Origin of the sequence: Deinococcus sp. (assembly GCF_025362455.1) — a bacterium.
GTDB lineage: Bacteria > Deinococcota > Deinococci > Deinococcales > Deinococcaceae > Deinococcus.
In genome coordinates this window covers 1-12,729 of the sequence record NZ_JANYGJ010000048.1, presented here as the reverse complement: position 1 = coordinate 12,729, position 12,729 = coordinate 1, and the positions used below count along the sequence as shown (strand labels likewise).

Annotated in this window: 11 protein-coding genes; 7 read left to right on the top strand and 4 right to left on the bottom strand. The window is 66.8% G+C overall.

All coding sequences use genetic code 11. The annotated features are described in order from the left end of the window. On the bottom strand, positions 1 to 136 hold a 136-nt coding region (locus Q0R23_RS03405; protein WP_293910377.1), incomplete at its 3' end, for a transposase. A 283-nt stretch (positions 137 to 419) separates the two neighbouring features. Here Q0R23_RS03405 and Q0R23_RS03400 point away from each other — a divergent pair. After that, entirely contained in the window at positions 420 to 1,529 is a 1,110-nt protein-coding gene (locus Q0R23_RS03400; RefSeq protein WP_293910373.1) for a DUF418 domain-containing protein, read from the top strand. Between the two features lie 176 nt (positions 1,530 to 1,705). Next, a complete protein-coding gene (locus Q0R23_RS03395; RefSeq protein WP_293910371.1) occupies positions 1,706 to 3,343 on the top strand; it encodes a long-chain-fatty-acid--CoA ligase in 1,638 nt (545 codons plus the stop codon). Positions 3,344 to 3,714: 371 nt separating this feature from the next. Here Q0R23_RS03395 and Q0R23_RS03390 read toward each other — a convergent pair whose 3' ends face one another. Continuing rightward, positions 3,715 to 4,950, bottom strand: a complete 1,236-nt coding sequence (locus tag Q0R23_RS03390; protein WP_293910369.1) for a PLP-dependent aminotransferase family protein — start codon at positions 4,948 to 4,950, stop codon at positions 3,715 to 3,717. A gap of 445 nt (positions 4,951 to 5,395) precedes the next feature. Between Q0R23_RS03390 and fba the strand changes: the two genes are divergently transcribed. The 5 genes from fba to Q0R23_RS03365 all read left to right on the top strand — a co-directional run bounded on the left by fba (position 5,396) and on the right by Q0R23_RS03365 (position 10,441). Next, positions 5,396 to 6,313, top strand: a complete 918-nt coding sequence (fba, locus tag Q0R23_RS03385; protein ID WP_293910367.1) for a class II fructose-1,6-bisphosphate aldolase — start codon at positions 5,396 to 5,398, stop codon at positions 6,311 to 6,313. A gap of 112 nt (positions 6,314 to 6,425) precedes the next feature. Beyond that, the gene (locus Q0R23_RS03380) at positions 6,426 to 6,824 is read left to right on the top strand and encodes a DUF805 domain-containing protein (protein WP_293910365.1); all 399 of its coding nucleotides are present in this window, start codon (positions 6,426 to 6,428) and stop codon (positions 6,822 to 6,824) included. 55 nt (positions 6,825 to 6,879) lie between these two features. Then, on the top strand, positions 6,880 to 7,377 hold the full coding sequence (locus Q0R23_RS03375; RefSeq protein ID WP_293910363.1) for a hypothetical protein: 498 nt from the start codon (positions 6,880 to 6,882) through the stop codon (positions 7,375 to 7,377). A 23-nt stretch (positions 7,378 to 7,400) separates the two neighbouring features. Continuing rightward, entirely contained in the window at positions 7,401 to 8,573 is a 1,173-nt protein-coding gene (locus tag Q0R23_RS03370) for an MFS transporter (RefSeq protein WP_293910361.1), read from the top strand. Positions 8,574 to 8,758: 185 nt separating this feature from the next. Beyond that, on the top strand, positions 8,759 to 10,441 hold the full coding sequence (locus tag Q0R23_RS03365) for an adenine deaminase C-terminal domain-containing protein (RefSeq protein WP_293910359.1): 1,683 nt from the start codon (positions 8,759 to 8,761) through the stop codon (positions 10,439 to 10,441). A 205-nt stretch (positions 10,442 to 10,646) separates the two neighbouring features. On the opposite strand, the gene Q0R23_RS03360 is transcribed toward Q0R23_RS03365, so the two are convergent. Together Q0R23_RS03360 and Q0R23_RS03355 are read right to left on the bottom strand one after the other, a co-directional pair. Continuing rightward, a complete protein-coding gene (locus Q0R23_RS03360; protein ID WP_293910357.1) occupies positions 10,647 to 11,609 on the bottom strand; it encodes an aldo/keto reductase in 963 nt (320 codons plus the stop codon). Between the two features lie 126 nt (positions 11,610 to 11,735). Then, positions 11,736 to 12,473 (bottom strand): metallophosphoesterase family protein, encoded by a 738-nt coding sequence (locus Q0R23_RS03355; RefSeq protein WP_293910375.1) that lies wholly within the window; start codon positions 12,471 to 12,473, stop codon positions 11,736 to 11,738. Positions 12,474 to 12,729: the final 256 nt, after the last annotated feature.

Here is a 12,729-nt window from a genome sequence, read left to right as displayed (position 1 = left end):
GCTTGACATAGAAGATGGCGTCTACGATGTCTCGCCGAGGATGGAAGGCTGGTCGCCCACCTGACTTCGGGGCCGGAATGAGCGGCTTGAGAATCCCCCACTCTTCATCTGTCGTATCGGTTGGATACAATTGCATCCTTTAATTCTACTCATATCGATGAGACAGTATTGCCCGACTTCTTACTTTCCAGACAGTCTCTTAGAGCAGATGTCATAAAAAGACCCTTTTTATGACCGAGCGGAGCGAGTAGTTTTGACTGAGCAGGACGCAGAATGGAGGCACGGGGAGGCTGTTTTCCCCGTGGCGTAATTCGGAGTACTGCTCTAGACGGCCTGCAATCAGATAGCCTGCGGTGAGCCGAAGGTCGGGCGCGAACGACCACTCATGGCGGCCTCGCCCGCGTGCCCTACCCTGAGCCGTGCCCGCGCCCACGCCACCTCCCGAACGCGACCTCCTGCCCGACGTGCTGCGCGGCGGCGCCCTGCTGGCCATCCTGTGCGTCAACATGCAGAATTTCGCGGGCTACAGCGAGTGGACCCAGCGCGGCGCCGACCGGGCCGCCCAGGTTTTCATCGACGTGCTGCTCAACGGCAAGGGCATCAGCGTCTTCGCCATGCTGTTCGGGGCCGGGGCTTTTACGCTGCTCTCCCGTGGCGGGCGCGGGCTGCTGCTCAGGAGGTTGCTGGTGCTGCTGCTTCTGGGCGGCCTGCATGGCGTGCTGGTCTGGCGCGGCGATATCATCGCCAACTACGCGGCGGTGGCGGTGGTGCTGGTGCTGCTGGAGTGGGCACGGCCCAGGGCGCTGGTGCTGACCGGCGTGGCCTGCGCGGCCTTCTGGGCGCTGCCGCTGGCGCACGAAGCGTTCACCGCGCCGCTGGGGCTACGCGGCAGCCCCGACCTGGAGGTGAGCGGGCCGTATCTGAGCCTGGTTCGCGGGCGAGCCGAGGCGTGGTTGCCCGAACTGGGCGCAGTGGTCGAATTTGACGGCTTCTGGATACTGGCGCTGATGTGCTTCGGCGGCGCCCTGCACCGCTGCGGCCTGCTGCGGTGGCCGGAGCAGCACCGCCGCACCCTCAGGTGGCTGCTGTGGGCGGGCCTGGGCCTGGGCCTGCCGCTGAGCGCCGCGCTGGCCTACACCAACACCCTGGGCAGCTACAGCGCCGAACTGTGGGGCATTCTGGCCCGGCTGCTGGGTGGCCTGGCCGGGGGGCTGGCCTACGTCGGGGGCGCCGGGCTGCTGGCGGCGTCGGGCAGGTTGGGGGCACTCAGGATGCTGGCCGCGCCGGGTCGCCTAACGCTGAGCGGTTACCTGGCGCAGTCGCTGGTGATGACCAGTCTGTTTTACGGCTACGGCCTGAACCTAGGGCACGGTCCCGGTCAACACTGGGGCGCGGCGGCCTGTCTGCTGCTGGCGCTGGCGTTCGGGGCGGCGCAGGTGGGGCTCAGCAGCCTGTCCCTGAAGCGCTTCCGGACAGGGCCAGCCGAGGTGCTGGTGCGGGCGCTGGTGTACGGGCGGCAGGCGAAGTGATATGGACCCCAGCACGGCCCACGAACGTACTCGACACGTTGATTTGCGCGTGCTGGACGACTAGACTCCTGTTAAACCCAGACTCCTGTTAAACCAGACTCCGCTCAAACCAATCTATGTCCAGCCTGCCCGGCTTACGCGCTGCGCCGCCTCTTCCCTGCTTACTGGAGACTGCCATGACCTCACCCACCGCGCCCTACTGGCCCCGGCACCTGCCCCGCAGCCTGACGCTGCCCCGCACCTCGCTGATGCAGAACCTGGAATTCAGTGCCCTGCGCTACCCGGACAAGGTGGCCCTGTCGTTTTACGGCCAGGACACGACCTACGCCGAGCTGTTTGACGCTTCAAAACGGCTGGCGACCCACCTGAAAGCCCAGGGCGTGCAGCGCGGGGACCGGGTGCTGGTCTGGATGCAGAACTGCCCCCAGTGGGCCGTCGCCGCCCACGCCGCCTGGGTGCTGGGCGCGGTGGTGGTGCCGCTGGCGCCGATGCTCCAGGCGCGTGAGCTGGCCTTCTTTGTGCAGGACGCCGGAATCAGGGTGGGCGTGCTGGGCGCCGAACTCTACGAGCGGGCCGTGCAGGCCGGGCTGGGCCACGCTGTCGTCGCCAATCTGGGGGTCGCCAATCTGGGGGCAGGCATGGAAGGCAGCGCCCTGCCCGCCGAGCTGAACGTCACCCCTGAGTTGCGCCCCGGCGACGTGACGCTGGAGCAGGCCCTCCAGCACGAACCCGCCGAGCTGGTAAGCCTCTCCCCCGAAGACCTGGCGGTGCTGCCCTACACCAGCGGCACCACCGGGCTGCCCAAAGGCTGCATGCACACCCACCGCAGCGTCCAGGCCAACGTGCAGGGAGCAGGGGTCTGGATCAGCCTGAACAGCGAGGACGTCAGCCTGGCGACGCTGCCGTTTTTCCACGTCACCGGCTTTGTCAACAGCTTGATCGGGCCGCTGGCGGCAGGCAGCCGGGTGGTCGTCATGACCCGCTGGGACCGCGACCTGGCCCAGCACCTGATGCGCCAGCACGCCGTCACCGTCTGGACCAACACCGCCACCATGGTGATCGACCTGATGGCCAACCCGGCCTTCGACCCGGCCAACCTGGCGACCATTCGCAGCATCACGGGCGGCGGCGCCTCGCTGCCTGCGGCGGTGGGCCAGCGCCTGCACGAGCAGACCGGCACCCAGTTTATGGAAGGCTACGGCCTGACCGAGACGATGGCCCAGAGCCATACCAACCCGGTGGGCCGCTCCAAGTTGCAGTGCCTGGGCATTCCGCTGTTCAACGTCGACGCCCGCGTCATCGACCTGGAAGGCGGCGAGGAGGCGCTGCCCGGCGTCGTCGGCGAGATCGTCATGAGCGGCCCGCAGGTCATGACCGGCTACTGGAACCGCCCCGACGAGAACGCCCAGGCGTTTTTCGAGCGCTCTGGCGTGCGCTACTTCCGCAGCGGCGATCTGGGCTACGTCGATACGGAAGGCTATTTTTTCTTCACAGACCGCCTCAAGCGCATGATTAACGTGTCGGGTCTGAAAGTCTGGCCCGCCGAGGTCGAGAGCGTGCTGCACGGCCACAGTGCCATTCAGGAAGCCTGCGTCATCAGCGTGCTCGACGAACGCAGCGGCGAACGCGCCCGCGCCCTGGTGGTGCTGCGCCCCGGCGCCCAGGCCAGCGCCCAGGACATCGAAAGCTGGGCACGCACCCAGATGGCCGCCTACAAGGTGCCCCGCGACTACCAGTTCGTCGAGTCGCTGCCGCGTGGGCCGACGGGCAAAGTCGCCTGGCGCCCCTTGCAGGAAGCGGCGCGGGCGGAGTAGGCGCTTTCGCGCGGCTTGTGGCACGTGGGGAAAGCGGGGAGTGGGATGTGGGGAGTGGGATGTGGGAACAGGGGGAGGGCGTGAGCTGGCGCTCACTCACCCTCCGCAAGCACTCGTCGTGAACGGAGCGGGCAGGCGTCCCCAGGGGAGGAGTGGCGTCCTCATGGGGAGGAATGGCACCCTCATGGGTGTCCGCTCATGACGACAGTCCGTTCACGACGACAGTCCGTTCTGCCCAAGAACGCGCCTGGGCACGCCACTCCTCCTCTTGAGGACGCCTGGCCGCTGCCCGCTGGGGGTGCAGACGCATTGGCACAGCGCCGAAGCTCAAAAAAGCCAACGCCCCTGCCCCAAGCACGTCTGGCCCGACCTCAGCCCACGGCTTCGGTGAACGTCTCGCCCAGGGCTTTCATGCCGCGCTCGATGGCGTCGGGCTGCGCGTTGGAGTAGCTCAGGCGCAGGGTATTCTCGCCGCCGCCCAGCGCGAAGAAGGGACTGCCCGGCACGTAGGCGACCTTGCGGGCCACCGCCTTGGCCAGCAGCGGCACGGTGTCGGTGCCCGCAGGCAGGGTGACCCACAGGAACATGCCGCCCTCTGGCCGGGTGTACTGCGCGCCTCTGGGAAAGTGCAGCTCGATCTGCGTGAGCATGTGCCGGGCGCGCTCGCCATACGCCTTCTTGACGATCTCGACCTGGCGCGGCAACGTGTCGTCCAGCAGTTCGGCCACGATCATCTGGTTGAGGGTCGGCGTGTGCAGGTCCGCGCCCTGCTTGGCCTGAATCAGCTTCTGGATGATGGGCGAGGCGGCCTGCACCCAGGCGTCGCGCAGGCCCGGCACCAGGGTCTTGGAAAAGCTGGAGGAGTAAATGACGTTCACCTGTTCCGGGTCGCCGCCCGCCCGTTCCAGGGCCAGGCTGTAGAGGCTGGGCAGGTGCTCGCCCGTGAAACGGAGCTGGCCGTAGGGATCGTCCTCGATCACCATGACGCCGTGCCGGGCCGTCAGGTCGAGCAGGCGCTCTCGGCGTTCCAGGCTCAGGGTGCGGCCCGTCGGATTCTGGAAGTTGGGCACGGCGTAGAGCAACTTGGCCGGGGTGCTCGCCAGTAGCGTCTCCAGCGCGTCCACGTCGATGCCCTGCTCGTCGGTGGGCATCTCCACGTAGCGCGGCAGGTACGGCTGAAAGGATTGCAGGGCGCCCAGGTAGGTCGGGCTCTCGACCAGCACCACATCGCCTTCCGAGATCAGGATCTTGCCGAGCAGATCGAGCCCCTGCTGGCTGCCGGTCATGATCTGCACGTTGCTGGCCGGAATACCGCTCTGGGCGGCGATCCATTCGCGCAGGGGCGGGTGGCCCTCGGTGGTCGAGTATTGCAGCGCCGCCGAGCCGTAGCGGGTCATGACGGCCTCGAAGGCCGATTTCACGGCGTCCATCGGGAACAGTTCGGGGGCGGGCAGGCCACCGGCAAAGGAGATCACGTCGGGAGATTGGGTGATCTTGAGAATCTCGCGGATGGCGCTGGCCGTCATGGTCCGGGCGCGGGTGCTCAGGCGCGAGGTCCAGAAGGCGTCGTTCCAGATGGTCGCCTGCGGGTGCTCAAGAGTCGTCATGCGCCAGTTTACTCCGGAGGCCGTTTGAGGCGCAGGAAGGCCGCTTACTGGACGCCTCCCCAAGCCGCCTGTATCCGGTTATTTCGGACAGTGAAGGCCGCTTCGGTGAAGTGATCTGCACCTGGCGCCCCCCTGCTGCGCCCGGACGCCAGGAGACACTTCGGCTGCGCTCAGCCTGACAAAACGCTCAGCATGACAATCAGCATGACAAAAGGTGCCACCCTGAGCGAAGTCGAAGGGGTCTGACGTGGCCGGTCAGCTTGCCGGTACGTTCACACTGGCTCTTCCATCGCTCACTGGCCCTTCCATCGCTGAGGTCGCCGCCACCTATGTCACCTCCAGTCGCCGTAATGCCGACTTGCTATGGTGTCAGGCGCCAGCAGTTGCGCCCCCCATCTCGCTTAGCACTAAAGTACGCTCCCCCGCTTCACCCAAGGAGAACACCATGCTCGTGACCGGCTCAGACATCCTCGTTCCCGCCCGCGCAGGCCAGTACGGCGTGGCGTCGTTCAATTCCAACAACATGGAAATCACCCAGGCGATCATCCACACCGCCGAGAAGCTGCGCTCGCCCGTGATGGTGCAGATGAGCGAGGGCGCCATCAAGTACGGCGGTCAGGACCTGGCGAACATCATCAAGGACATGGCGAACAGGGCTTCTGTGCCCGTCGCGCTGCACCTGGACCACGGCAGCAGCTACGCCAGTGCGCTGAACGCCATCCGGATGGGCTTTACCTCGGTGATGATCGACGCCTCGCACCACTCGTTTGAAGACAACGCCGCCGAGACCAAACGGGTCGTGGAGGCCGCGCACGCCATGGGTATCACGGTGGAGTCCGAGCTGGGGAGATTGGGCGGCATTGAGGAGCACATCGTCGTGGACGAGAAGGACGCCTTCCTGACCGACCCCGACGAGGCGGTGCGCTTCATTGAACTCACCGGCACCGACTACCTGGCGATAGCGATTGGCACCTCACACGGCGCCTTCAAAGGCAAGGGCCGTCCGTACATCGACCAGGCCCGCATCGCCAAGATCGGTGAGATGACCAGCATTCCACTGGTGGCGCACGGCAGCAGCGGCGTGCCCGCCGAGATCGTGCAGCGCTTCCGGGGCGCGGGCGGCGAGATCGGCGAGGCGGCGGGCATCGACGACGACGACCTGCGCGAAGCCTGCCAGCACGGCATCGCCAAGGTCAACGTCGATACCGATTTACGCCTGGCGAGCACGGTGGGCATCCGCGAAGTGCTGTTCGCCAACCCCAAGGAGTTCGATCCCCGCAAGATCCTGGGCGCCGCCCGCGACGTGATGGCCCAGGTGATCGAGCACAAGCTGCGCGTGCTGGGCAGCGTGGGCAAGGCGTAAACGGGAAGGTTTTGAGGGGCGGTCACCTTAGAATAGGGTGGCCGCTTTTTAAGGATTGAGTGAGATTCGTCACCATAGACTTCATCCAGCGCCAAGCCGCGCCTGGAGGGTCATGAACGAATTTCTGTACGTCGTCAAACACTACGCGCAATTTTCTGGACGGGCTCGGCGCCGGGAATACTGGATGTTCACCCTGTTTTACATCCTGTTCGCCCTGATCCCGGTTATTCTCGATGTGGCGTTGGACCTAATCGACAAAAATACCGGGAGAGGTGTACTGTCTACCATATACGGGCTGGCTCTTCTGATTCCCGGTATCGCCGTCACCGTTCGCCGCTTGCAGGACACGGGCCGCAACGGCAGGTGGGTTCTGATCGGCTTGGTACCGCTGGCCGGGCCGATTGCGCTCTTCGTCTTCTCCGTCCTTGACAGCGACGCGGGCAGCAACAAGTGGGGCGACAATCCCAAGCAGCCGTCCAAGACGCACTCGAACTACCCGAACAGGTCCTGAACCCCTCGCCCCAGCACCCGCCTCGGCGCGGGTGTTTTCTGGCTTATACTGCGGAATGGAAACTGCCTCTGGATGGAGGATCACGGTGAAAAGTTGGCTGACCCTGCTCGGCCTCGCGCTCCTGCTGACCGCCTGCGGCACGACACTGCCGGAGGCCGACGCCGGGGCGGAAAATCTGTCGGTCTACGACCAGTGGATACCGGATGACATTCAGGGTGACGACCGGTTTAATTTCATACGAGTTTTGTCTCAGCTTCCGCTGAACAACAGAGACAACTTGGTAATGGTAACAGCAGATGGGCGTGTGCTTACGAACAAGAAGGGAATGGCTACAAATGCCCTGCAAAGCACTCTACTGACGATGGAACATATCGGTGTCAACTGTTACCGATACATTCAGACGGGTGAAGAGTTTCAGGTTATGAACGAGGGCTTGCTCGATTTCGAATGGGCCAGTTTCGGTCTACTCGACCCGGCCTCGGTCTTCGTGCGGCCTTCACTTTTCAGGGCGCCCCCAGTTCCAGCACCGTGCCGCCCGCCCACACCGTGTTAGCCTGAGCTTCCTATGAGGCCCGCTTGAGCACCCTCCCCATTCAAAGAACGGCCTACAACGGTGTGGTCATCGCCACGGCGGTCACACTCGGCCACCTCATCAACGACGCCTACGGCGCCATGCTCACCCCGCTCGGCCCGGCGCTGCAAAGCAAGTTCGGCGTCAGCATCGCGGCCATCACTCTGCTGGCCAGCATTTTCTCACTGACCAGCAGTGTCCTCCAGCCGCTGCTGGGCGTCCTGGGCGAGCGTGTCGGCAGCCGGGCGATGGCGGCCTTCGGCCCGGTCTTTACCGGCGTGGGCCTGACGCTGCTCGGCTCCGTGCCGTGGTTCGGGGCGCTCTCTGTGATGGTGGCGGTGGCGGGCTTCGGCAGCGGGTTTTTTCACCCTGCCGGGGCAGCCTATGTGGCGCGGTCCAGTCCGCCCTCTCGGCGCGGGCTGTGGGCCAGCCTCTTCAGCGCGGGCGGCACGGCGGGCATGGCGCTGGGGCCAGTGTTTGCCAGCGGAGGATTAACGCATCTGCCGGTCTACGGCCTGATCGGGGTGGTCATCGGGCTCATCAGCTACGCCGTCACGCCCGACCACCGACCGACCGCCAGGCGGCTGAGCGTGCGCGACTACGCCAGCATCTTTCGCGGCCCGATGGTCACGCTGTGGGGCATGGCGGTGCTGCGCAGCCTGGCCAGCAGCGGTTACGGCGCCATGTTGCCGTTTATTCTGATCGCACGCGGCTACGGCGTGCGTGAGCTGACGGTCACGCTGGTCGTTTTTGCGGTGGCCTCGGCGGTGGGCGGCATCGTCGGGGGTATCTTATCCGACCGGCTGGGGCGGGTGCGGGTGCTGCGGTCGGCCATCCTGACCGTGCTACCCCTGTTCGCCCTGCTGATCTATTCCAACCCCGGTCAGTGGTGGTTTTACCCGCTGACCTTCCTGGTGGGATCGCTGGTCAACGCGTCTATTCCGGTGGGCGTGGTCACGGCCCAGGAATACGCGCCCGGCCACGTCGCGGTGGCCAGCAGCATCATGATGGGCTTCTCCTGGGGCGTGTCGGGCATGCTGGTCTTCTTCGTGGGCCTGCTGGCCGACGTGACGAACCCCGCCACCGCCGCGCTGTGCGCCGTACTGCTGCTGCTGCCGAGCGTCTATTTGGCTTACCGACTGCCGGAGCCGGTGAAGAGTGAGCGGCTGGTGAGCTGAGCACATCCGGCTTCAGACCTTCAGAGCAGATATCATAAAAAAGGTCTTTTTATGACCGAGCGGAGCGAGTAGTTTTAACTGAGCAAGGCGCAGAATGGAGGCGCGGGGAGGCTGTTTTCCCCGTGGCGTAATTTGGAGTACTGCTCTAGGCTTCAAAGTTTCATGCTGCTGCTTTACGATGAGCCATGACAGAACCTGCCTCCACCGAACTCCGTCAGCGCCTGGTGCGGGTGGCCCTACGACAAGAGAGGGCCGATCTGGTCATTCGCGGCGCCAGGGTCGTCAGCGTCACCACCCGCGAGCTGCTGGACGTGGACGTGGCGATTGCGGGCGGGTTTGTCGCCGCGCTGGGCCACGGCTACCAGGCCGAGCAGGTCTACGAGGCGCACGGTCAGTACCTGGCGCCGGGGTTTATCGACGCCCACATTCACATCGAATCGAGCCTGCTGACCCCGGCCAGTTTTGCCCGCGCCGTGCGGCCACGCGGCACGACGGGCGTGGTGGCCGAGCCGCACGAGACCGTCAACATCGTGGGCCTGAGCGGCCTGCGCTGGATGCTGGAGGCGGGCCAGGGCAGCGGCCTGCGGGTGTGGGCCTCGGTGCCGTCGTGCGTGCCTGCCAGCACCTTCGAGCAGGGCGGCGCACGGCTCACGGCGGCTGAGGTGAAGCTCGGCCTGAGCTGGCCCGGCGTGCTGGGCCTGGCCGAGATGATGAATTATCCCGGCGTGCTGGGCGCCGATCCGCAGGTCTGGGAGGTGTTAGGGGCGGCACGCGGCGGGCACGGGCACGGGCGCATCGACGGCCACGCGGCGGGCCTGTCGGGCGAGGCGCTGCAAGCCTACGCGGCGGCGGGTATTCACTCCGACCACGAGGCCACCACGCCGGAGCAGGGCCGCGAACGCCTGCGGGCCGGGCTGTGGCTGATGATCCGCGAAGGCTCCGCCGCCCGCAACCTGGAGGCGCTGCTGCCGCTGCTGCGTGAGGAGCCGCGCCGGGCCATGCTGGTCAGCGACGACATCGACGTGGGTGACCTGATGGCGCACGGGCACCTCGACGCGCAGCTCCGCGCCCTGGTGGCCGGAGGCGTGGACCCGCTCTACGCGCTGGGCCTGGTGACCTGCAACCCCGCCGAATACTGGGGCCTGCACGACGTGGGCGTCATCGGGCCGGGATTCAGGGCCGACCTGGTGCTGCTGCGCGACCTGGAGGGCTTCCGGGTGAGCGAGTGCTGGCTGGGTGCTGTGCCGCTCGCGGCGCTGGAGCAGCGGCCCGCCACCCCGCCCCTGAGCGGCGCCGGAATCGAGGTGGCCGTCCTGGCCACGGCGGACCTAAGCGTGCCGCCCGACTGGCCGGTGATCGGCGTCCAGGCGGCTCAGATCCAGACGCAGCGCCTGGCCCCCGGCAGCGGCGACACCAAGCTGGTGGTGGTGGACCGCTACGGACGCGGCGAGGCGTGCGCCGCCTGGACCTGCGGCATCGGCCTGGATCGCGGCGCGGTGGCCCTGAGCGTGCTGCACGACGCGCATCATCTGGTGATCGCCGGAAAGAGCGACGCCGATATCCGGGCGGCGGGTCTGGAGGTTGAGCGGCTCGGCGGCGGTATCGTGCTGGCCGAGGACGGCGAGGTGGTGCTGAGCTTGCCGCTGCCCTTCGCGGGCCTGATGAGCGACGCCCCGCCTGAACACCTGGCCGCCGTGCTGGCCGAGTTTCAGCGCCAACTGGAGGCCAGGGGTTGCCGACTGCCCGGCGCCCTGATGACGCTGAGTTTTCTGGGTCTGAGCGTCATCCCCGACCTCAAGCTGACCCCGCGCGGCCTGGTCGATGTCCGCGCCTGGACGCTGCTGGAGCGCGGGACAGCGGGGCGGTGAAGCCTGGCGGCGTGGGGTCGGGTTTTGGGGTGAAGGCAGTTTCCGGTGGCGAGCCCGTCAAAACACCATCCCAAAAGCGAACACCATCCCAGAAACGTTGTCGTCCGGAACGCAGTGAAGGCTCTCGTCGTCAGGCGACGAGAGCCTTCATTTCACTCAGCATGACGACTTCGGGGCGAGGGCGCACAGGTCAGCCCCCGGTCCCTCAGCGGCTCAGGGCGGCCTGATCCTGCGTGATCTGATCGACCTCGGTCAGCTCAGCGGCGCCGAGTTGCCAGCCGACGGCGCCGATGTTTTGCGCGACCTGCTCCGGGGTGGTGGCCCCGGCGATGATGCTGCTGACACTCGGTTGGGCGGCCAGCCAACTGAACGCCAGTTCCAGCAGGCTGCGGCCCTGGCGGGCGGCGAAGTCTTGGAGCAACCTCACTTTGCGCCAGTTCTCCGGCGTCATGTACCGCCTCTGGATGCCGGGCGAGGCGGCAAAGCGGGTGCCCGGCGGAATCCGGCCCGGCTGGTATTTGCCGCTCAGCAACCCACTGGCCAGCGGAAAATACGGCAGCAGACCCATCTCCAGGTCTTCGAGGGTGGGCAGGAGCTGCGCCTCGGCCTCCCGGCACAGCAGGCTGTACTCGTCCTGGGCACTGACGAAGCCGCTCCAGCCCTGCGCCTGCGCGATGTCAGCGGCCTGGCGCACACCCGCCGCACCCAGGTTCGAGCAGCCCACCGCCCGCACCAGCCCCTCGCCGACCAGTTCGTGCAGAGTGCCCAGCGTCTCGGCAATCGGGGTCGCAGGGTCAGGCAGATGAAGCTGATACACGTCGAGGTAATCGGTGCCCAGTCGCCTCAAACTGGCTTCCAGGGCGGCGCGGATGTAGGCCGGGGCAGCGCCCTTACCGGCCTCGCCCATGTCGTGCCCGAATTTGCTGGCGAGCACCACCCGGCCCCGCTCGGCGCCCAGCGCCCGGCCCAGCATGACCTCCGAGCCGCCCCGGTTGCCGTAATTGTTGCCGTAGACATCGGCGGTGTCGAAAAAAGTGACGCCCTGATCCAGCGCGGCAGTGACCACTGCGTCGGTGAGCGCCTGATCCAATCGCCCACCAAAATTGTTGCCGCCCAGGCCCACCACCGAGACCCGCAGGCCACTGCTGCCCAGCACACGTTGTTCCATGCTTTATCCTGCGCCCACCGGGTGCGCAGGGCGTGAGCAGGGGCTAAATCGCCGGGGGTCGGCGGGGGGGGTACAGGCTCAGCGGGCGGTCATCCAGCCTGGGCAGCTCAGCTCAGGCCCCTTCAGTCAGGTGTCGTCGCCGCGCAGGGTCATCTCGCCGCTGAGCAGCAGTTCGGCCTCGCCGCCGCCGAAGTCGCTGTGACCTTGCGCCCAGGTCACGGCCCCGGCCATGTCGTAGGCTTCGGCCCGGAACTCGGCGCTCCAGTGTCCGGCGCGGCGAGAGAGCAGCGTCCAGCGGGCGCGGGGATCACCGTCCACCTGATCGGAAACGGCCCCGGCGTTGAGCACCAGGGTGTCATTCACGCGGGTGGCGCCGGGGCGGTGGGTGTGGCCGCACAGCACCACACCCGCCGAGAGCGGCTCGACCAGCGCCCGGAGCTGCCGGGGATCGCGGCTGCGGTAGAACCCGCCTGCACCGTCTCGCTGCCAGACCCACAGCAAGCTCTCCCAGGCCGAGGTCGGCGTGCCGTGGCACAGATACAGGTCGCCCTGGCGCAGCGTCAGCGGCAGGGCGGCCAGCCGGGCCAGCGCCTGCGGGGGCACCTGGGCGCCGAGCCAGTCGCCGTAGCGCCGACTGAGCGCTGAGCGGCGCCCGCCCGGCCAGAGTTTCTCCTCGTTGTTGCCGCGCACTTCCGAGGCGCCCAGCTCGGCCTGCATGGCGTAGGCGCGGGCCGGGTCGGCGGCGCCTTCCACCTGGTCGCCCAGGTTGACGATCAGGTCGGGCGAGGCGGCGCGGATGGCGGCCAGCACGGCGTCCAGGGCGTAGGCGTTGCCGTGGGCGTCGCTGAGCACGGCCACGCGCAGGGGGGAGGAGGTCTGGACCACGGCTCAGGCTAGAGCATTCGTCCAAGTTACACGATGAGAGAAACGCACTCTCATCGCTCCATTTCCCCAAATACTCACCGTATTTCACTCGCCGTCTTGGGCACAACGGACTGTCGTCGTGAACGGACTGTCCTCGTGAACGGACGCCCATGAGGACGCCACTCGTCCCCATGAGGATGCCACTCCTCTCCTGCGGAGCTTTGCAAGTCCGCCTGGGCACGCCTGCCCGCGTCTT

Bases quoted from the DNA above. Each gene is read 5' to 3' on its own strand.
- Q0R23_RS03360 (WP_293910357.1), bottom strand. From the start codon at position 11,609: ATGGAACAACGTGTGCTGGGCAGCAGTGGCCTGCGGGTCTCGGTGGTG.
- fba (WP_293910367.1), top strand. From the start codon at position 5,396: ATGCTCGTGACCGGCTCAGACATCCTCGTTCCCGCCCGCGCAGGCCAG.
- Q0R23_RS03375 (WP_293910363.1), top strand. From the start codon at position 6,880: ATGGAAACTGCCTCTGGATGGAGGATCACGGTGAAAAGTTGGCTGACC.
- Q0R23_RS03390 (WP_293910369.1), bottom strand. From the start codon at position 4,950: ATGACGACTCTTGAGCACCCGCAGGCGACCATCTGGAACGACGCCTTC.
- Q0R23_RS03395 (WP_293910371.1), top strand. From the start codon at position 1,706: ATGACCTCACCCACCGCGCCCTACTGGCCCCGGCACCTGCCCCGCAGC.
- Q0R23_RS03380 (WP_293910365.1), top strand. From the start codon at position 6,426: ATGAACGAATTTCTGTACGTCGTCAAACACTACGCGCAATTTTCTGGA.
- Q0R23_RS03365 (WP_293910359.1), top strand. From the start codon at position 8,759: ATGACAGAACCTGCCTCCACCGAACTCCGTCAGCGCCTGGTGCGGGTG.